This is a genomic window from Nonomuraea basaltis (genome assembly GCF_005893125.1).
Taxonomy (GTDB): domain Bacteria; phylum Actinomycetota; class Actinomycetes; order Streptosporangiales; family Streptosporangiaceae; genus Nonomuraea; species Nonomuraea basaltis.
The window spans coordinates 1-18,706 of the sequence record NZ_VCJS01000012.1 but is presented as its reverse complement, the minus strand read 5'-3'; the positions used below and the strand labels follow the sequence as shown (position 1 = coordinate 18,706).

Below are 18,706 nucleotides of genomic sequence, written 5' to 3'. Positions count from 1 at the left end.
CCCTACTCACCTCACGCGTCGCGCTCGGGGTCCAGCGTCACCAGCAGGTCGTGCAGCTCCTCGAACAGCCCGGGAGCGGCGCAGATCGCGAACTCCGGACTGACCGGCCGGCCGTGCAGCCCGCCGAGCCGGGCCCCGGACTCGGTCGCGACCAGACCGGCTGCGGCGTAGTCCCACGGGTTGATGCCCCGCTCGTAGTACGCGTCCACGCGCCCGGCCGCCAGCGAGCACATGTCGATGGCGCACGAGCCGCCGCGCCTGATGTCGCGCACCCGTGTCAGCACCGCCGCGACCACCTGGCCCTGGACCGCCCGCCTGGCCACCGAGTAACCGAACCCGGTCGCGACCAGCGCCTGCGGCAGCGGCACCCCCGTGTTGCAGTGCAGCCGCTCGCCGCCGAGCCAGGCGCCCTCGCCGAGCGCGGCCGTGTAGACCTCGCCGCGCGCCGGGACGTTGACCACGCCGGCCACGACCCGGCCGCCGACCTCGACGGCTATCGACACCGCCCACTCCGGCAGGCCGTACAGGAAGTTGACGGTCCCGTCGATGGGGTCGACGATCCAGCGGACGTCGGACTCGCCCGGCCCTTCGCCGCCCTCCTCGCCGAGGATCCGGTCGCCGGGCCTGGCGGCCAGGATGCGCTCGCGGATCAGCTCCTCCGACGCCGTGTCGAGGGCGGTGACCACGTCGGTGGGGCTGGACTTGGTCTCGATCTCCTTGGACATCATGGGGCGCTTGGCCAGCAGCATGTCCCCCGCCTCGCGGGCGATGTCCTCGGCCAGTCTCAGGAAGTCGCTCATCACGCCGCCGAGTCCGGGCGCTTCCACTCCTGGCCGAGCACGTGCTGGGCGAGGAACGCGAGCACAACCTCGTACCAGGCGACGGCGTTGCCCGGCTTGAGTATCCAGTGGTTCTCGTCGGGGAAGTACAGGAACTTCGACTCGACCTCGCTGCGCCGCAGGTCCCACCACAGGCGCAGGGCCTCGCCGATCGGCACGCGGTAGTCCTTGTCGCCGTGGATGACCAGCATCGGCGTGGTGATCTTGTCGAGGGAGAGGTGCGGGGACAGCAGCTCGTACCGCTCGGAGCCGGGCGCGCCGAACTCGCGCTGCCAGTACATCGGGACGTCGGTGGTGCCGGCGAACTGGTCGAGGCTCCACAGCGAGGCGTGGGTGACGATGGCCTTGTAGCGGTCGGTGTGGCCGGCGAGCCAGTTGGCCATGTAGCCGCCGAACGAGCCGCCCATCGCGCCGATGCGCTCGGCGTCGATGTCGTCCCTGGCCAGGGCCACGTCCACGATCGCATCGAGGTCGGCCTGGGTGCGCGGGCCCCAGTTGCCCCAGCCGCGATCGATCATGTCCTGACCGTAACCCGTGGACAGGCACGGGTCCGGCATCAACACGGCGTATCCGTGCTCGGCCATGATCCACGACTGCCAGCGCCACTGCCAGTCGTTCCAGGAGGCGACGGGGCCGCCGTGGATCCACAGCAGGAACGGCGCGGGGTCGTCGGCGGAGGCTCCCTCGGGCAGCACGAGCCAGCCGCGGATCGTGGCGCCGTCGTCGGCGGTGGCGGAGATCTCGGTGAGCGTGCCGGGCACCTCGGGGCGCGGCGCGGGCGAGGGCAGGTCGGTGGTCTCGCCGGTGGCGACGTCGATCCTGGCCGGGGCGGGCGCGAGATCGATCGCGCTGCGCATTGCGTACACGAAGCGGCCGTCGGCGGAGGCGTTCAGCCCTTGATACGCGGCGTCGTCCTCGGTCAGCCTGACGGGCTCGCCGTCAAGGGGAACCCGGAAGGCCGGCCGGCGCCCCTGGTGGTCGGCGACGATGTAGACGGCCGAGGAGTCCGGCGCCCACTCGACGTCGGCGGGGAACAGGTCGGGCGCGTACGCCCGGCCCTCGCCGGTGGCCAGGTCGGCGATCCACAGCTCGCTGCGAGCCGAGACCTCCAGCCCGGTGAACCGCTCGCGCGCACACGCCACCCGGACGCCGTCGGGAGAGACCGCCATGGGCGACCCGAAGTCGTAGCCGTCCTCGCTGAGCAGGACGCGCCGCTCGCCCGTGGCCACGTCGATGGCCACCAGGTCGGTACGCGACTCACCCTTCGGCAGGTACGTCCGCCACGTCGTGATCACGGTGTCGCCGTCGGGCGTCAGCTCGAACGCCGCCTCGCGCAGCGCGTCGCCCGCGTCGGGGGTCAGGTCGCGCACGTCCTCCAGCCGGTCGTCGCCGAGCCGGGCGGCGAACAGCCTGGTCCTGCCGGGGCCGAGGTCGTGGTCCCAGTAGCGGATGGGAGAGCTCTCGTGCAGGATCGCGCTGATCCCGGCGTCCTTGCGGGCCTTGCGCTTCTCCTCCTCGGCCGCCTCCTCGCCGTCCAGCACGTCGGAGGAGAACACGACCACGTCGGCCGCCGTACGGACCGCCCCGATCCCGCCCGGCCGGGTGGCCACCTGGCGGGACTCACCGCCCGCGCGGGGCAGCAGCCAGAGCGCCGGCACCTCGTCAGTGGAGTCCTTGGTGGTGGGGTCGGGGCGGGCGGAGGTGAACAGCACGTCGCCCGCCTCGGTGAAGACCGCGGCCGTCTCGCCCTTGGCGGAGCGCGTCAGCCGGTACGGCTCGCCGTCGAACGGGATCGCCCAGAGCGCGGTGCCGAACGACTTGCCGTCGGGGTTGAGCGACTGCACGGTCGAGACCAGCCTGGAGCCGTCAGGGGAGAGCCGCAGCGAGAGAACCCGGGGAATGGCCACATAGTCACGTATGTCGTTGAATGCGCTCACTCGATCGAACCTACCGCGCAGCAGGGACCATCGACACTCTGCTCATGGCCTCACTCCGTTCGGCGGCTCGGTCGCCATACGCCGCCGCCTGCTCATGGCCTCACTCCGTTCGGCGGCTCGGTCGCCATACGCCGCCGCCTTCCCCCGCTCTGGTCGCTCCGCTCCCGCCGCTCCTCCAGGCGACGGCACTCCCTCGCGGCATAGGGTTGTCACGTGGGTACTTACGACGCTCTGCTGGTCCTGTCGTTCGGCGGTCCCGAGGGCCCTGATGACGTGCTGCCGTTCCTGGAAAACGTGGTGCGGGGCCGCGGCGTGCCGCGCGAGCGCCTGCTGGAGGTGGCCGAGCACTACCAGGGCTTCGGCGGCGTCAGCCCGATCAACCAGCAGAACCGCGACCTGATCGAGGCGCTGCGCCCGGTCGTGGACGTGCCGGTCTACTGGGGCAACCGCAACTGGCACCCGTTCGGCGAGGACACCGTGCGCCAGATGAAGGCCGACGGCGTCCGCCGGGCGGCCGTCTTCGCCACGTCGGCGTTCGCCGGCTACTCCAGCTGCCGCCAGTACTACGAGGACATCCGCAGGATCTCCGTCGAGGGCGGCCCCGAGCTGATCAAGATGCGCCACTTCGGCGATCACCCCGGGTTCGTCGCCGCCATGGCCGACCACACACGCGCGGCGCTGGAGCGGCTCGGCCGCGACGACGCCAGGCTCGTATTCACCGCGCACAGCATCCCGGTGGCGATGGCCGAGAGCGCCGGCCCGTCGGGCGGGCTCTACGAGGCGCAGCTCCGCAGGAGCGCCGAGCTGGTCAACCAGGCACTCGGCCGGACGCAGCCGTGGGACATGGTGTGGCAGTCGCGCAGCGGCCCGCCGCAGGTGCCGTGGCTGGAGCCGGACGTCTGCGACTTCCTGCACAAGATCGACGCCCCCGCGGTCGTGCTGGTCCCGATCGGGTTCGTCTCCGACCACATGGAGGTCGTCTACGACCTCGACACCGAGGCCAGGCAGGTGGCCGCCGAGATCGGCCTGCCCATGGAGCGGGCGGCGACCACGGGCACGCACCCGCGTTTCGTCCGGATGGTGCGCGAGCTGATGGACGAGCCCGAGCCCGTCCCGTGCGCGCTCACCTGCTGTCCGCCGCCACAAAGGCGTCCTCAGGCGTAGGTCCGGGCGTACGCCTCGGCGATGCCCATGACCTTGTTCACGTACTCCCACGAGTGGTTGTAGAACCAGATCGCCTTGCGCAGCTTCTGGCCGCCCTTGCCGGCGCCGTTGGCGCACAAGTAGTTGGCCGCGCCCGGCACCGCGTCGTACGGGCTCCAGATGTCGGACTTGCCGTCGCCGTCGCCGTCGACGCCGTAGTGCTTCCAGGTGGCGGGCATGAACTGCATGGGACCCAGCGCGCCGGCGCTCGACGGGCCGTTGTTCCGGCCGTGTCCGCTCTCCACCTGCCCGATCGCGGCCAGCACCGTCCACGACAGGCCGGGGCAGCGGGTGGCGGAGGCCTTGTAGAGCTCTAGGTAGCTGCCGGGCCGGCCGACGTTGACGGTCTGCTGGTCCGGCTGGTTGGGCTGCGTCTGATTCGGCTGGGCCTGCTTCGGGGCGCGCGCGGCGGCGTCCAGCATGACGACCTGGGCGCCCTTGCCGAGCAGCTTGCGCACCCCCGACTCACTGATCTTGCCAGGCTTGCCGTGCAGCAGCACCGCGACCCCCGGCGCGAACCCCAGCGACTTGCCCAGGTCGGCCCCCACCAGCCCGTCCACGCCCTTGAGCCCGAGCGGGGCCGAGGCCGCGACGCGCAGCCTGGGGCCGCCGTCCACCTGGTACATCGCCCCCAGGATCATCCCGAACTTGCGCGTCGCGCTCGCGTCGGCCACCAGCTCGCCCCTGACCAGCGCGCTCCACACGGCCGGCTGGTCGGCGACGGGCTGCGGCGTCCACGAGCGGAAGTCCGCCGGGTCGACGGCCAGCAGGTTCAGCGCGGTGCCCGACACCTTGACCGCGCCCGCGTCCACGGTCACCACCTTCTGCACGTGCTTCAGCGCGCCGAGCTTGAACCGGGTCTGCTTGGGCAAGGTGGACCGGGCGATCGCGAGCACGCGGGGCGGGGTCGGCGTGACCCCCGGGCCGCCCTCGCCGAAGTCCTTGACCGGCTCGGCCGTGGGCACGAGCTGGTCGAGGCGGGGCGCGGCCGAGGGCTGGCGCTGCGGCTGGCGTTGCGGCTTGCGTACGGGCTCTTGTGCGGTTCCGACCAGGTCGTCTCCGAGGATCACGGCGATTCCGCCGGCCGCGGCGGTCACCACGACCACAGCGATGACCATGAGCATGACCGCGCGGAAGGAGGGAAGACCGGACACTCGGGACAGGTTAGCCCAGCCCGCCGATAAACAACTTGCGATCCGGACAGCCGGTGCGCAATGGTTAGCTCGCGTTGTAGTAAGGAGGAAACGGGGTGGTCGGGCCTTACCGGGGATTGTTCGACGGGCCTGGCGTCAAGGCGTTCGTGCTCGCCGGATTCGTCGGGCGGATGCCGATGTCCATGCTCGGCATCGGGATCGTGTTCCTGATCTCGGCACTCACCGGCTCCTACGCCACCGCGGGTGCGGTCGCCGGGACCACGAGCGTGGCCTTCGCCGTCGCCGCCCCGCTGACCGGGCGACTCGTGGACCGGTTCGGGCAGAGCCGGGTGATCCCCCCGTTCGCCGTCGTCAACGCGCTCGCGCTGGCCTCCCTCATGCTCAGCACCGGCCTCCGGCTGCCCGACTGGACGCTGTACGCCTCGGGCCTGGTCGTCGGCGCCACCTCCCTGTCGCTCGGCTCGATGGTGCGGGCCCGCTGGTCGGCCATCCACGGCGGGTCGGGCAAGCTGCACACCGCCTTCGCCTTCGAGTCCGTGGTCGACGAGGTGATCTTCGTCACCGGTCCCGCCCTGGTCACGGTGCTGGCCACCCTGCTGAGCCCGTACGCGGGACTGGCCGTGGCACTGGCGTTCATGATCGTCGGAAGTCTCGCGCTGGCGGCGCAGCGGCGCACGCAGCCGCCCGTCCAGGAGGTCAGGTCCGCGGGCGGCACCCCCATCCTGATCCCCGGCATCGCCCTGCTGTCGTGCGTCTTCCTGGCGATGGGGGCGGTGTTCGGGTCCGTCGACCTGATCACGGTGGCGTTCGCCGACGAGCATGGGGTGAAGCCGGCCGCGGGGTTCCTGCTGGCCTCGTTCGCGGGCGGCTCGATGGTGTCGGGGCTCTGGTTCGGGTCGAGGCACTGGCAGATGTCGCTGCGGGGCCGGTTCGTGCGGGCGCTGTTCCTGTTCGCGGTGGGGCTGCTGCCGATCTTGTTCATCGGCGACGTCCGGATCATGGCCGCGGCGCTGTTCCTGGCCGGGTTCGCCATCTCGCCGACGCTCATCACGGGCTTCTCGCTCACCGAGCGGCTGGTGCCTCCGTCCCTGCTCACCGAGGGCATGGCGTGGATCTCCACGGCGCTCGGCTTCGGCGTGGCGATCGGCGCGTGGGCGGGCGGCCGGCTCACCGAGTTGTTCGGCGCGTCGAACGCGTACGTCTTCTCCTCGGGCGCGGCGATCCTGGCCGTGGTCGTCGGGATCGCAGGTTCGAATTTGCTGAGACTTCCCGAGGCACCTTCACCCGCGAAGACCTGATCCGCTACCGTCGGGACATCCCTCGCAACACCCATCACAATGGAAGCTCTATTTATGTCCCGACAAATCAGTTCACTCCTTGCTATCGCGGCTGTTTGCGTCACCCTCGCCCCGGCGCCCGCGTTCGCTCAAGCCCCCAAGAAAGCCCCGGTCGACTGTGAGCAGGTCAAGTGCATCGCGCTGACCTTCGACGACGGGCCCGGCAAGTACGCGGGCACGCTGCTCGACACGCTGAAGAAGTACGACGCCAAGGCGACGTTCTTCCTCGAAGGCCAGTACGTGACGAGCCGTCCCACGTACGTCAAGCGCATGGTCGCCGAGGGCCACGAGGTCGGCAACCACAGTTACAAGCATCCTGACTTCACGAAGATCGAGACCTGGGACATCAGGAGCGAGATCAAGAAGACCCAGGACGCCGTCAAGAAGGCGTCGGGCGTCGAGCCCAAGCTGCTGCGGCCGCCGTACGGGATGGCCGACCTGCAGGTCTCCGACATCGCCGCCGAGTTCGGCATGCCGATGATCCTCTGGACCGGCGGCTCCGAGGACTGGAAGAGCAAGAACGTCGCGGCCATCAAGAAGAAGACCCTCGAGGTGGCCAAGCGCGACGGCATCATCCTCATGCACGACTGGGTGAAGCAGTCCGTCGACGCGATGCCGTCGATCGTCAAGTCGCTGCAGAAGAAGGGCTACACCCTCGTGACGGTGTCCGACATCGTCAAGCGGGAGGAGCTCGAGCCCGGCGACATCTTCCCGGTTCCCGCGGGCTGGGAGAACTGACTATCGTTCACGTTTAACGGAACGACGCTCTGAAGGGGCGCTCATGGTCTTCACGAACTGGGCGAAGAACCAGTCGGGCAGCCCCGCCGAGGTGCGCGCTCCGGCGTCCGTCGCGGACGTCGTACGCGCCGTACGGGACGCCGCCGCCGCTGGGCGGCGGGTCCGCATGATCGGCACGGGCCACTCCTTCACGGGGGTGGCCCTCACCGACGGCATCATGCTGCGCCCGCACGCGCTGACCGGCATCAGGTCGTCCGCGGACGACCGCGTCACCGTGCTGGCGGGCACCCCGCTCCGGGTGCTGAACGAGCTGCTCGACGAGCGCGGCCTCGCGCTGGCCAACATGGGCGACATCACCGAGCAGACCGTCGCGGGCGCGATCCAGACCGGCACGCACGGCACCGGCCGCGACAGCGGCGGGCTCGCGGATCAGGTGGCCGAGCTGGAGTTGGTGCTCGCCGACGGCTCCGTCGCGACCGCCTCCCCCGGCGACGACCTGTTCGACGCGGCCAGGGTGGGCCTGGGCGCGCTCGGGGTGCTGACCGCCGTGACGTTCCGGGTGGAGCCCGCGTTCCTGCTGCACAACAGGCGGCGCAAACTGGCGCTCGGCGAGATCCTCGCCTCGCTCGACACGCTCACCTCCGCGAACGAGCACCTCGACTTCTTCTGGCTGCCGCACACCGACGCCTGCCTGGTCAAGACCAACAACCGGCACCCCGGACCGGCGCGGCCGCCGAGCGCGGTCAAGCGCTGGCTGGACAACGTGTTCCTGGAGAACACCGTGTTCGGCGCGGCCTGCGCGGTCGGCGCCCGGTTCCCTGAGCTGATCCCGCGGATCAACGAGGTGAGCGCGGCGGCGCTCGGGGAGTCGGAGTCGGCCGACACCTCGTACAAGATCTTCACGGCGCGGCGGGACGTGCGCTTCCTCGAGATGGAGTACGCCGTCCCGCGCGAGCGGCTCGCCCAGGCGCTGCGCGAGACCCGGGACCTGATCGACCGGATGGACTGGAAGATCACCTTTCCGGTCGAGGTACGGGTCACGCCGCCCAGCGACGCCTGGCTGTCCACCGCGTACGGGCGGGACTCGGCGTACATCGCCTGCCACGTCTACCGGCCGACGCCCGACCCCGCCTACTTCGAGGGCGTGGAGGAGATCATGGCGCGGCTGGACGGGCGGCCGCACTGGGGCAAGCTGCACACCAAGGACGCCGCGTACCTGAGCAAGGTCTATCCCCGCTTCGGCGACTTCGTCGCGCTGCGCGACCGGCTCGACCCGCGCCGCCTGTTCACCAACGACTACCTGGACCTCGTGCTCGGCTAGGGCGCGGGCGTGGCGGTCGGCTCGGCTTGATCCGCCTGGTCAGGCCGGTCCGCCTGCTCGCTCGGCGGGGCCTCGTCGACCACATCGGGCCGCTCCCCCTCCTGCGGAGGCGCGGTGGTGGTGGGCGCAGGCGAGGGCGCGACCGTGTCCGTCTCCGTGGGCGTCGGCGTGGGGGTCGGCTTCCTGGTCGCCGTAGGGGTCGGGGTGGGCGTCGGGGTCTCGGGCGCCTGGGTGGCCGTCTGGGGCGTGTACGCGGGCCGATCGCTCTCCACCACGGTCCGCTCCGCCGGCGCCTTGTCCTCCGTGTCCGCCTTCTTGGGGGTCTTGCCGGTGATCTGCTCGTGCACCGTCTGCTGGGCGACGGCCTGATAGACGAGGATGCCGCCCATGCTCATCGCGAACACCAGCGCCGCGGCCGCGCCCACCTTGACCCACGGCAACCGCCTGCGAGGCTCTTCGACTGCGGGCATGACCAGCGTCGGCCCGCCCTCGCCGGACTCACTCCCCGTGGGCTCCGCGGGTTCGCTGCCTGCGGGCGCCTCGCCGGAATCGTCGCGCCGCCCGACCAGCGTATGCTGCTTGACCCGCTCTCCCGTGCGCTTGAGATAGTGCGTGTAGACGGCGGAGCCGATCGTGCTCGCGACGCTGAAAACGGCCGCGCCGATCACCGTGCCGGCCACGCCCAGATAGGAGGCCGCGACGGCGGCGGTCACCGCGGCCAGGGCGCTGCCCACGATCTGCGGCACGCTCAGCTCGAACCTCCGCTGTTCAGCGCCCATCCCCCGGATCGTCCCCTCTTGTCATGCGTTCGGTAAAGAACTGTCCCGTGAATAGACGTGAAGGCGTGTCCCGTTGTTCCTGTGAGATGCGCGACAGGCACCCTTGTAACTCGTGCCCCGACGACTCGGCCTGGCCTCCGTGTATCTCGCCGCGGCCGTGGCGACAGCAGCCACGACGGCCGTCCCGCTGGCCATGACGCCCGCCTCAGGACTCGCCCTGCGCCCCGCAGCCACCGAACCTACTCGTCCCTACATCGTCATCGCCCACGGCCCGGCGGCCGCCCGCAATCTCGTCGGCGAGGTGAGGTGGCGGGTGCGCCGCTTCTACACCGCGGCGCTGCCCGGATTCGCCACCTTCCTCACCGCCGCCGAACTGGCCGAGCTCCGCACCGACCCCCGCGTCCGCACGATCGAGCCCGACCGGCAGATCCACCCCATGCCCGTCAGGAGACCCGCCCGCCCGCTCACCGGCCCGGCCACCGGCGCCGGCACCACCGTGTACGTCGTGGACAGCGGCGTCGACGCCGGCCGGGCCGAATTCGGGGACCAGGCCTGGCGCGCCTTCGACGCCACCGGCGGCGCCGGGCGTGACTGCACCGGCCACGGCACGCAGGTCGCCGGCCGCGTCCACGCCGCGGCACCCAAGGCCGGGATCGCCTCGGTACGCGTGCTCGGCTGCGACGGCCCCGGCGCGCTGGCCGACGTGCTGGCGGGCCTCGACTGGATCCGCAGGCACGCACGCGGCCCGTCCGTCGCCAGCCTCTCCATCGACGGCGCCGGCTCCTCCGCGCTCGACACCGCCGTCCGCGCCCTGGTGCGGTCGGGCGTGTTCGTGGTCGGGGCGGCCGACTCCGGCGTCTGCCGGAGCATGCCGGGCGGGGCGGCCTACACCGCTCTCACCCCGCACGTCGCGGGGGCCGCCGCCGGCCATCTGGAGCGCCATCCCGGCGCGAATCCGACCATCCTGACGTCTCTGCTCAACTGCACCACGACCAGCGGCGTGATTCGCCAGAACCCGTCGAGGGCCTCTAACCTCCTCATGCACAACGGCGGGCTCTAGAGGGATGGATCAGACAAATGTGACCGGCGTCACATCGCCCCGGGGCTATCCCAGGAAGGCGATGTTCGGACATGCCGGGTACGGTGCTGGCAGGCAACCGGCACACGCGAGAGACTCAAGGGTCCGGGGGAAGAATGGCGACGCTGACGAAGGGACTCGCATGCAGGAGCTCCGACTCGTCGCGGTGAGTGAGGACGGCACCTACCTCGTGCTGGCTACAGCCGGACGAGGTACGCGCTTCACGCTTCCCGTGGACGACCGGCTCCGTGCTGCCGTCCGCGGCAACTTCTCCCGTCTCGGCCAGTACGAGATCGAAGTGGAGAGTCCGTTGCGCCCCAAGGAGATCCAGGCCCGCATTCGCGCCGGAGAGACCGCGGAGGAGATCGCCGCGACCGCCGGCATTCCAGTCGAGCGTGTGCGCTGGTTCGAGGGGCCGGTGCTGCAGGAGCGGGAGTACGTCGCACAGCAGGCACAGCGGGTGGCCGTCCGCATGCCGGGCGAGTCGGCCCCCGGACCGACCCTCGGCGATCTCGTCGCGGAGCGGCTGACCAGGCGTGGTGTGCCCACCGACGAGATCGACTGGGACTCGGCCAAGCGCGACGACGGCCTGTGGCGGGTCAAGCTCGGCTACGTGTGGAACGGTCACACGCGGCACGCCGAATGGCTCTTCGACCCGCGCAAGCGCCACGTGACGCCCCACGACGACGAGGCCCTGCACCTGTCCGCGGCCGACTTCGACCCCGCGCCGCCCGTCGTGGAGGACACGACGGTGACGCCGTTCGCGCCGCGGGTGGCCAAGCTGCAGCCGGTGCCGCCGCTGGCCTCCGACGCGCTGCCGTTCCCCGCGTCGGTGCGGCGTGAGCCCGAGGAGCCTGCGGTCGGCTACAACCCGCCGCCCCGGTCGGCGGAGAGCGGCTACACGCGCGGCCCGGACGTACCGTCGCGCGAGGCCCCGTTCGACCGCGCCGCTCCCCCGCGCGACCCGGCCCCCGACACGGGCCGGGATGCCTCCTTCGGCACGCCGCCCCAGGCAGACCCCGGCACCCGCCAGGACCCACCGTCCCGTGAGTCCGCCCTCCGCCAGGACCCACCGTCCCGCGAGCCTTCCCGGCCCGAGCCGCCCGCCCGCGAGCCCGGCTACGCCCGTCCCGGCGAGACCTCCGCCCGTCGCGGCGGGTCTTCGCCGTGGCTGCCCGACTTCGGCTCCGGCCGTTCGACCGAGCGCGACAGCGAGTCCATCTACGCCCCCGCCGCCCCTTCGGACTCCCGCACGTCCTCTCAGCCCACCGCCGAGGAACCGCGCACCGCCCAGGAGCACACATCGGCCGGCGAGCAGGCGTCCGGGCGCCAGCACCACTCGGCGCAGGAGCAGAGCCGTCAGTCACAGGAACGGGTCCTGCCGCAGGCACAGAGCCCCACGGACGCCCAGGCTCCGCCGCAGCGTCCCACGCAGGAGCAAGCGGCCCCTCAGGAGCAAGCCGCGCCGCAGGAGCAAGGGCCGCAGCAGCAGAGCAGGCCGCAGGAGCGAACAGCGCCGCAGCAGCCTGAGGCCGCCCAGGTGCAGCCGGTCGCCACCGCTCAGCTTGGTACGCAAACCGCCGCTGCGCAGACCGCCACTCCGGAAACGGCCGCACAACCTGGGGCGGTCACCCAGGCGACGCCCACAGCCGAGCCGCTCTCCACGCCGGAAGCGGCCACGCAGCCGACGCCAGCCGCTCAGTCGACCGCCGTCGCCGAGCCAGCCTCCGTCACCGAGCCGACCTCCGTTGCCGAGCCAGCCTCCGTCGCCGAGCCGACCTCCGTTGCCGAGCCGGCCCTCGCCACGGAGACTGCCTCCGCGGCCCAGCCGGTCGCGGCTGCCCAGCCGGTCGCGGCGGCGCCCTCCGAGGTTGCGGCCGCCACCGAGTCGGCCGCCTCGACGGCCGCGACCGCTGAGGCCGGCACCGCCGCTTCTCCCACCACGTCTTCCGCCACCACGTCTTCCGCCGCCACGTCTCCCGGTGCGGACGCGGCTACGTCGGCGGACGCCTCTGCCCCTGCGACGAGCGCCACGGCCGAGACCCCCAGCCAACCGGCGGACGCGACGGCGCCCACGGCGGCAGCCGCCCCGACCCAGCCCCAGGCGACGGAAGCCCAGGTCACGGAGACGCAGGCAGTCGCGCAGGCTCAGGCGCCCGAGGCTGCAGCGCCTACGACCTCCAAGGCCGCAGAGCCCGAGACTCCCAAGGTGGCAGAGTCCACAGCGGCCAAGGTCGCAGAAGCCGAGACGGCCAAGGTCGCGGAGACCGAGACCGCCAAGGTCGCGGAGACCAAGACGGCGGCCAAGGTCGTGGAGGCCGAGAAGCCGAAGGTGGCGGATGCCGAGGCAGCGCAGGACGCACCAGAGGCTGAGCCCAAGAGTGCGAAGCTTGAGGCTGAGCCGAGCGAGCCCAAGCAGGCGGTGAAGGGGACCAAGGCTCCGACGCCCAAGCCGAAGCCCGCCCCCGCCGAGCCCAAGGTGCCGGCGGCGCGGGCAGGCAAGGACGAGGCCAAGGAGGAGGACGCCGTACCGGTGCCGTCCCCGCCCCCCGCTCCGGTTGCCCGCCCGGCGCGCAAGGGCTCGAGGGGCCGCCGCGCTTCGGTCCCGACCTGGGACGAGATCATGTTCGGCGCCCGCCGCCAGGACTGACCCACCACCACGGACCAGCCTCGGCGTACATCCAGACCGGGATCTCCGGCGTGCTGCCACACCCAGCACCTGTCCATCGCGCCGTCGCCGGCATCCCGCCGCAACGTCCCGGCCAACACAGCGCCCTCACACCGGCACCGCCCTCGTCCTGAGGCATCCGCGAGCGCCTGCTGGAAGAGTGCGCCGTCGGAGGATTCAACGACACAATGCGGCGCGGCATCGACGGCCCGCAATTCACTCCGCGGGCGGCGTCCGAGGCTCCGCAGCCGGCGGCTCCGCAGCGGGTGGCTTCACGACGTGCGACTCCGTGGCGGGCGGTCTCATGAAGGGTGCGAGCCACTCCGGTGTCACCTCGGCGGGAAATGCCGCCCCCTGAGCCTCCGAGACGTCGAGCGCCTCGTATCCGCCCTTGCCCGCCCCAACGCCGGCGATCAGCGTGAGCACCCCGGCGCGCCGCTGGAACCACGTCTGCCGCAGCCGCCAGCCCACCACCGCCCGCCGTTCGACGACAGCCTGGGAGCGGCGCAGCGAGCCCGACCGTACGGCCACCCGCATCCCGTCGTAGCCGTGCCCCAGCGACGCGTACCTGTCGAGCCCCAAGGGGATCCCCGCACCGGCCAGCAGCAGCGCCAGCGCCAGGAGGATCCACCACAGCATCATGCCCGTCGCCCCGATCGCCACGGCGCTGACCAGCACGATCAGGGCCCACGGGAAGATGGCGCGGAACAGGCGGCGGTTGCGGGCCACGGGTGGGTGGCGGCGCAGGGCGGCCGTATAGGGGCCGATCGCGTTCGCGGCCACCTCGATGGCGACCGGGCGCGGCACATCGGGCAGCAGTTGCCCCCGCGTCTGCGAGTCGCCGAGCCCCGTCACGATGGCCCACACGCGGACGACCCCCGCCCACCGCTCGGCGAGTCCGTCCACGATCTCGTAGCCGCGCACCCGCTCCGACTCCAGCGACACGCTGCGCCGGTTGATCAGCCCGCGCTCCGCCACCAGGTAGCCGTCGCGCCGCTTGAGCTTGAAGTCCCAGTTGAAGACCGCGTACATGAGCCCGCCGAGGATGGGCATCGCGATGACGAGCAGCACGGCCACGACGAGCAGCAGGTAGGGGCGGTCCCAGAGCCATTGCCCCGCGGACCAGGCGGCATCCCGCCCGAACCCCAGCTCGTCCCCCCACTGGAACGCCAGCCCCACGGCGCCGCCGGCGAGCGCGAAGGGGGTGAGCAGGTACGCGCCGGACAGCGGCCCGTACAGCAGCCACCTGCGCGGCACGCTGATGATCGGCCGCTCGGCGGGCCCGGCCGCCGCGGCGTGCGGGACGTGGTCCTCCGGGCGGGCCGCGCGCCGCAGGAGGAGCGCCTTGAGCCGTTCGGCCTCCGCCAGCGTGACCCCGTCGAGCTCGGCCTCCTCGTTGCCGCCGCCGCTCGCACCCGTGTCGATCTTGAGTACGGACAGGCGGAGCAGCCGGTGCATGGGCGGGGTGGACACGTCGACGCCGCGGATCCGCTCCAGCGGGATGGTACGGACGGAACGGCTGATCAGCGACCGTTTCGTCTCCAGGCGGTCACCGACGATCTCGTACGTGAAGGTGGCCCACCGAACGATCGCGAACACCACGGTGCCGACGACGCCGAGCGTCGCCCAGCCGTACGACCTGGCCGAGAAACCGCCCACGAACAGCACGCCGAGGAGGGGCAGGAGCAGCGAGGGCAGCATGCGTACCGGATCGATGAGCAGCACCTTCGGGCTCAGCCGCAGCGGCGCCCGGGCGGGGAGCGGCGCAGGCCCTGGCGGCTGCTCCGGCGAGGGCGGCTGCTCGGGTGAGGAGCCGTCCCCGGGCGGCAGGGGGTCGGTCATGTCGCGTCGTCCCTGAGCTCTTCGGCCCGGTGCGCGAGCTGCTCGGCGAGCCCCGCCGCCACGCGGTAGTCGAGACCCTTGATCGTGGACGAGCCCGCATGGGACGCGGTGCGGATCTCCAGAGTGGCCAGTCCGAGCATCCGCTCGAACCACCCTTGCCCCTTGTCGACCGTCTGGATGCGGCTCACGGGCACGAACACCCACTCCCTGGTCAGGAACCCCGACCTGGCGTAGACGACGTCACCTGAGAGCTCCCAGCGATGCACGGCGTACCGTACGAACGGCTCGGCCGCCAGGAACGGGAGGAGCAGCACGACGACCGCCACAGGCAGCAGCCAGGAGTTGCCGGCGAACCAGTCCGGCACCCACGGCCACCCGCTTCCGCCGACCCACCGCGACACCAGGATCGAGCCGCCCAGGAAGAACACGAACGCGACCAGCGCCTCGAGCAGCCACAGGCGTACGGCCTTGGGCGAGACGCGGTTCGCCGGATCGCGTAGCGGGCCTGTTGTGGTCACAAGGCCAGCTTAGGGCGCGAACCCGGCGGGCGATCTGCCGGCGGGGGCGGTAAAGATCCACATGCCCGCCGGCGGGGTGGTAAAGATCCACATGGCCGCGGCGTGTCTGCCCGCCCGGCCCCGGCCCCGGTGCCATGCTCAATGGCGGCCGGCCGCAGGCTGTCGAGCTTGGCCACTTCGGCGGCGCCACGTTCGTGCCAATCCAGGCCGGGCCAGCGCGAGACCGCACCACAGCGCGAGCGCCTCACGCAACGTGGCAGCCGCCGTCCGCCGGCACACGCCGGCCCCCTGCTCATGGCAGCCGCTCCGCAGCGACTTCAGCCGCCCCGGGCGCATTTGCCCGCCCGGATCCCACCCGATACAGCTCGCGGCGATCCGCCGCACCTGATTTTTGCCGGTGGGCGGCGACCGAAACCAATGGCCGTATTGTCGTGCCACCGTACGGATCCAGCCCCGCGACCCGTCGCGGGGCCCCAGCAGGTCGGCAAGGGCCCCCGATACGACCCGATTCGACCCCTCAGGCGGGGGCTGAAGTGACGGATGTGGCCAACTTCACTGCCCGAATGCCTCCATTCCAACCCATTTCGGATCCTTTACCGACGACCGACCATCGGGAAACGGTCTGCGCATCGCCGATACCCGCGTAGCATCGTCCGGCATGGGGCTGTGTAACACGGCATCACGCGTGCGACGCATCACTGTCAGTGTGACGGTGGTGATTGCGGCGTTCGCGCTGTCGGGTTGCGGCAGCCTGATCGGTAAATCCCAAGCCAAGGACATCGCGGAGATCAACGTCTCGAGCCCGGAGCTGCGCGACGGCCAGCCGCTGCCGCGCGAATACTCCTGCAAGGCCGGGCAGGAAAGCCCGCCGCTACGCTGGTCGAGCCAGCCGCTGTCCGAGGCGAAGTCGATCGCGATCGTGGTCGATTCACATACTCCATCCGATTCGGCCGTGCAGTGGGTGCTCTACAACATCCCCGCCACCACGACCGAGCTGGGGCCGAACGCCGCCGCCGACCCTCCGGAAGGGTCCGGGCAGGCGAAGGTGACCAGCGGAAAAGTGGGCTACGAGCCTCCGTGCGACCCGGGCAGCTACCGCTTCACCGTCTACACGCTGAACGGCAAGGTCAAGAAGGATGACTCCCTTCCCATGATCCTCAAGGAGATCGCGGACCAGACCATAGCCCGCGGCCGCCTCACTGCGGTTGACATCGAGTGAGAGCCCGGACACGGCAGGTAGTAGTGGTTACCAATTCTGCACTTAGGGTGTGACAACGCTCATAGTGGTCCGACACAATCAGATCCAATCGTTAGGCACTGGTGATCAAAAGGGGCAGGTCGCGTCGATGGCCGCGCGATCTCACCGGCGCCAGAGGGAGGCCATGGCTTTGAGGGTGGTGCAATGACCGCGGTTGTAGTGAGCTTGGTCGCTGTCGTGCTCCTCGTGCTCGTCGTCGTGGCACTGGGCATGCGTTCGATGAGTCGCCGGGAGAGTTCGCTCCCTCCGGAACGGCTGAAGGCGATGGCCGAGAAGGAGGAGATGACCCACGCTCGTTCCACGGACGAGTTCGCGGCGCACGAACCGCGGATGAACAATTTCAGTCCCGACTTCAGCCCCATTGACGAGGTGAAGCAGCCGAAGCCGGTGCGTACCGGCCAGCGTGGCAGGCGTGGCGTCGATGAGTGGGGCAACCCGTCCTCGGACGACGAGGACGAGGAGTTCTGGGCGAACATCCGCAGCGACGCGGAGCAGGGCGGCTTCGGCGCCGGCGGCACCGTGGCGGCCAGGAAGGCCGCCGCCCGCCCGGACGACCGCGAGCGGCAGCCGCAGCGCGCCGCCGAAGGCCCGAGCCGGCCGGAGCGTCCCGCCGAGCGGCGGAGCGAGCGCAAGGCCAAACCCCAGCCCGTGGCCGCCGACCCCAACGCGGCCACCGTCCAGGCCCCGCTTCCGCAGCGCCAGGTTCCCGCGGCCGCCGCGACGGCCAACCTCGCCGATCTGGTCGAGCCCGCCAAGCGTCCCGCCCCCTCGCAGAGCGAGCTGGCGGACCAGCGCACCATGACGTTCGCGGCCCCGACGGGCGACGTGATGAGCATTCTCGGCATGGGCACCCAGCCTGCGCCCCCCACGCGGCCCGAGCCGGTGCCGTCCCCCCGCCCGCAGCCGTCCTCGAACGGCAACGGCTCGTACCCCGCGTCCAGCGGCTCGTACCCCGCGAACGGCAGCGGCTCCTTCCCTGCCTCTCCCGCCGGCGGCAGCGGCTCGTTCCCCGCCACGGGCCCCACGTCCAGCGGCTCGTTCCCAGTCGCACACCCCGCCCCCATCCACGGCGCCCCGACGAGCGACCCGTTCCCCGCCTACAACGGCGGGGCCGACCCGCTCGACACCACGTGGAACAGCCCGCCCGTGCCCACCGCCTCCGGCTCCTGGCCGGCCATGGCCTCGCCCGACATACTGGACGACTCCGCCCCGGCCGCCTCCTTCGAAACGGCGGGCTCGTGGCCGGCGTTCGAGCAGCCCGCCGGGCGCTCGTCCTATCCCGCCTCGTACGAGGTGCGCGCCGGCTGGGCCGTGGCCGACGACTCCGACCCGCTCACCGGCCCCTCCCCCGCCACCGGCATCCCGACGACGCCCAGCAGGGCGGTCTCGGCGGCGGCCTACGACGACGTGCTGTCGACACCGACGCCGCCGATGCCGTCAACCACGTTCGCGTACGAGACGGGCGACATCACCACCAGCCCCGCCGCCGCATGGCCCGTGCCGCCGCCCGCGAACGGCACGCAAGCGACCTGGCCGGGCTACGGCGGTGACATGTTCAGCGACCAGCCGCAGCCGCCCCAGGGCGGCAATGACAACCGCGGCGGCCACCGGCGTTCGTCGGAGCAGGATTTCCCGCACGACTACTACCGCTGATACCAGCCGCCATTTATGTGGGTCTGGTGCATTTGCCGGGGAGCGGTCACGGAGTGCGACTTCCAGGCGCGAGTGAGGCCGGGGCTGCATGGAGGGTGGTAGCGATCGCGTAACGCGTTGCGCGTGAGAACGGCCGTTCTGCCACGATCTGGATCGCCAAGATCTGATCATGAAGAACGGCCGTAGGGGTGCCATTGTGCTGCACGAGCTCATCGGCAGGGAAGTCGGTCTGCTGTACATGCTGTTCCCGCACCTGAGGGGCCTGGTCCTTGACCAGGTGGAGGATCTGGGTGACCGCCTGAGGATCGCGGCCCGTACGGGCTCGGAGGGGGTGGCCTGCCGCGGCTGTGGGACACCGTCGGCTCGGGTGCATGACCGGTA

The 18,706-nt window shown here is 71.4% G+C and carries 15 protein-coding genes; 9 read left to right on the top strand and 6 right to left on the bottom strand.

Translation table 11 applies throughout. The features are described from left to right. Nucleotides 1-11: 11 nt before the first annotated feature. Both EJK15_RS07945 and EJK15_RS07940 read right to left on the bottom strand, forming a co-directional pair. Complete coding sequence (locus tag EJK15_RS07945; protein ID WP_138709725.1) at nucleotides 12-800, bottom strand: inositol monophosphatase family protein; 789 nt, start codon at nucleotides 798-800, stop codon at nucleotides 12-14. After that, nucleotides 800-2,776 (bottom strand): S9 family peptidase, encoded by a 1,977-nt coding sequence (locus EJK15_RS07940; RefSeq protein WP_240776825.1) that lies wholly within the window; start codon nucleotides 2,774-2,776, stop codon nucleotides 800-802. Before EJK15_RS07940 ends, EJK15_RS07945 begins: the two co-directional genes overlap by 1 nt. Before the next feature lie 213 nt (nucleotides 2,777-2,989). Between EJK15_RS07940 and EJK15_RS07935 the strand changes: the two genes are divergently transcribed. Then, nucleotides 2,990-3,940, top strand: coding sequence for a ferrochelatase (locus EJK15_RS07935; RefSeq protein ID WP_138709724.1), 951 nt, complete (start codon nucleotides 2,990-2,992; stop codon nucleotides 3,938-3,940). Here the strand turns inward: EJK15_RS07935 and EJK15_RS07930 are convergent. Beyond that, a complete protein-coding gene (locus EJK15_RS07930; protein WP_138709723.1) occupies nucleotides 3,931-5,133 on the bottom strand; it encodes a lytic transglycosylase domain-containing protein in 1,203 nt (400 codons plus the stop codon). The genes EJK15_RS07935 and EJK15_RS07930 overlap by 10 nt on opposite strands. Nucleotides 5,134-5,228: 95 nt before the next feature. Here EJK15_RS07930 and EJK15_RS07925 point away from each other — a divergent pair, with 95 nt between their 5' ends. From EJK15_RS07925 to EJK15_RS07915, 3 genes are read left to right on the top strand one after another with little or no spacing between them, the layout of a single operon-like run. Beyond that, entirely contained in the window at nucleotides 5,229-6,431 is a 1,203-nt protein-coding gene (locus EJK15_RS07925) for an MFS transporter (protein WP_138709722.1), read from the top strand. A gap of 54 nt (nucleotides 6,432-6,485) precedes the next feature. Continuing rightward, the gene (locus tag EJK15_RS07920) at nucleotides 6,486-7,208 is read left to right on the top strand and encodes a polysaccharide deacetylase family protein (RefSeq protein WP_138709721.1); all 723 of its coding nucleotides are present in this window, start codon (nucleotides 6,486-6,488) and stop codon (nucleotides 7,206-7,208) included. Nucleotides 7,209-7,251: 43 nt separating this feature from the next. After that, nucleotides 7,252-8,529 (top strand): D-arabinono-1,4-lactone oxidase, encoded by a 1,278-nt coding sequence (locus tag EJK15_RS07915; protein WP_138709720.1) that lies wholly within the window; start codon nucleotides 7,252-7,254, stop codon nucleotides 8,527-8,529. On the opposite strand, the gene EJK15_RS70305 is transcribed toward EJK15_RS07915, so the two are convergent. Continuing rightward, complete coding sequence (locus tag EJK15_RS70305; protein ID WP_171074171.1) at nucleotides 8,526-9,308, bottom strand: hypothetical protein; 783 nt, start codon at nucleotides 9,306-9,308, stop codon at nucleotides 8,526-8,528. The genes EJK15_RS07915 and EJK15_RS70305 overlap by 4 nt on opposite strands. A 112-nt stretch (nucleotides 9,309-9,420) precedes the next feature. Between EJK15_RS70305 and EJK15_RS07905 the strand changes: the two genes are divergently transcribed. Together EJK15_RS07905 and sepH are read left to right on the top strand one after the other, a co-directional pair. Further along, nucleotides 9,421-10,368: a S8 family serine peptidase gene (locus EJK15_RS07905; protein WP_138709719.1), complete on the top strand. Its 948-nt coding sequence runs from the start codon at nucleotides 9,421-9,423 to the stop codon at nucleotides 10,366-10,368. A 160-nt stretch (nucleotides 10,369-10,528) separates the two neighbouring features. After that, nucleotides 10,529-13,036 (top strand): septation protein SepH, encoded by a 2,508-nt coding sequence (gene sepH, locus EJK15_RS74265; RefSeq protein WP_240776824.1) that lies wholly within the window; start codon nucleotides 10,529-10,531, stop codon nucleotides 13,034-13,036. 234 nt (nucleotides 13,037-13,270) lie between these two features. On the opposite strand, the gene EJK15_RS07895 is transcribed toward sepH, so the two are convergent. Together EJK15_RS07895 and EJK15_RS07890 are read right to left on the bottom strand one after the other, a co-directional pair. Then, a complete protein-coding gene (locus EJK15_RS07895) occupies nucleotides 13,271-14,896 on the bottom strand; it encodes a PH domain-containing protein (protein WP_240776823.1) in 1,626 nt (541 codons plus the stop codon). Then, nucleotides 14,893-15,414 (bottom strand): PH domain-containing protein, encoded by a 522-nt coding sequence (locus EJK15_RS07890; protein ID WP_138709718.1) that lies wholly within the window; start codon nucleotides 15,412-15,414, stop codon nucleotides 14,893-14,895. The genes EJK15_RS07895 and EJK15_RS07890 overlap by 4 nt, the downstream gene beginning before the upstream one ends. A 658-nt stretch (nucleotides 15,415-16,072) precedes the next feature. Between EJK15_RS07890 and EJK15_RS07885 the strand changes: the two genes are divergently transcribed. The 3 genes from EJK15_RS07885 to EJK15_RS72650 form a co-directional block, all read left to right on the top strand. Then, nucleotides 16,073-16,633: a YbhB/YbcL family Raf kinase inhibitor-like protein gene (locus EJK15_RS07885; RefSeq protein ID WP_138709717.1), complete on the top strand. Its 561-nt coding sequence runs from the start codon at nucleotides 16,073-16,075 to the stop codon at nucleotides 16,631-16,633. 183 nt (nucleotides 16,634-16,816) lie between these two features. Next, nucleotides 16,817-18,325 (top strand): hypothetical protein, encoded by a 1,509-nt coding sequence (locus EJK15_RS07880; protein WP_138709716.1) that lies wholly within the window; start codon nucleotides 16,817-16,819, stop codon nucleotides 18,323-18,325. Between the two features lie 169 nt (nucleotides 18,326-18,494). Then, on the top strand, nucleotides 18,495-18,706 hold a 212-nt coding region (locus EJK15_RS72650; protein WP_206060714.1), incomplete at its 3' end, for a hypothetical protein.

Excerpts from the sequence above, each read along its gene's own strand:
- EJK15_RS07915 (WP_138709720.1), top strand. The coding sequence starts at position 7,252 with ATGGTCTTCACGAACTGGGCGAAGAACCAGTCGGGCAGCCCCGCCGAG.
- EJK15_RS70305 (WP_171074171.1), bottom strand. The coding sequence starts at position 9,308 with ATGGGCGCTGAACAGCGGAGGTTCGAGCTGAGCGTGCCGCAGATCGTG.
- EJK15_RS07945 (WP_138709725.1), bottom strand. The coding sequence starts at position 800 with ATGAGCGACTTCCTGAGACTGGCCGAGGACATCGCCCGCGAGGCGGGG.
- EJK15_RS07885 (WP_138709717.1), top strand. The coding sequence starts at position 16,073 with ATGGGGCTGTGTAACACGGCATCACGCGTGCGACGCATCACTGTCAGT.
- EJK15_RS07895 (WP_240776823.1), bottom strand. The coding sequence starts at position 14,896 with ATGACCGACCCCCTGCCGCCCGGGGACGGCTCCTCACCCGAGCAGCCG.
- sepH (WP_240776824.1), top strand. The coding sequence starts at position 10,529 with ATGCAGGAGCTCCGACTCGTCGCGGTGAGTGAGGACGGCACCTACCTC.
- EJK15_RS07880 (WP_138709716.1), top strand. The coding sequence starts at position 16,817 with ATGACCGCGGTTGTAGTGAGCTTGGTCGCTGTCGTGCTCCTCGTGCTC.
- EJK15_RS07920 (WP_138709721.1), top strand. The coding sequence starts at position 6,486 with ATGTCCCGACAAATCAGTTCACTCCTTGCTATCGCGGCTGTTTGCGTC.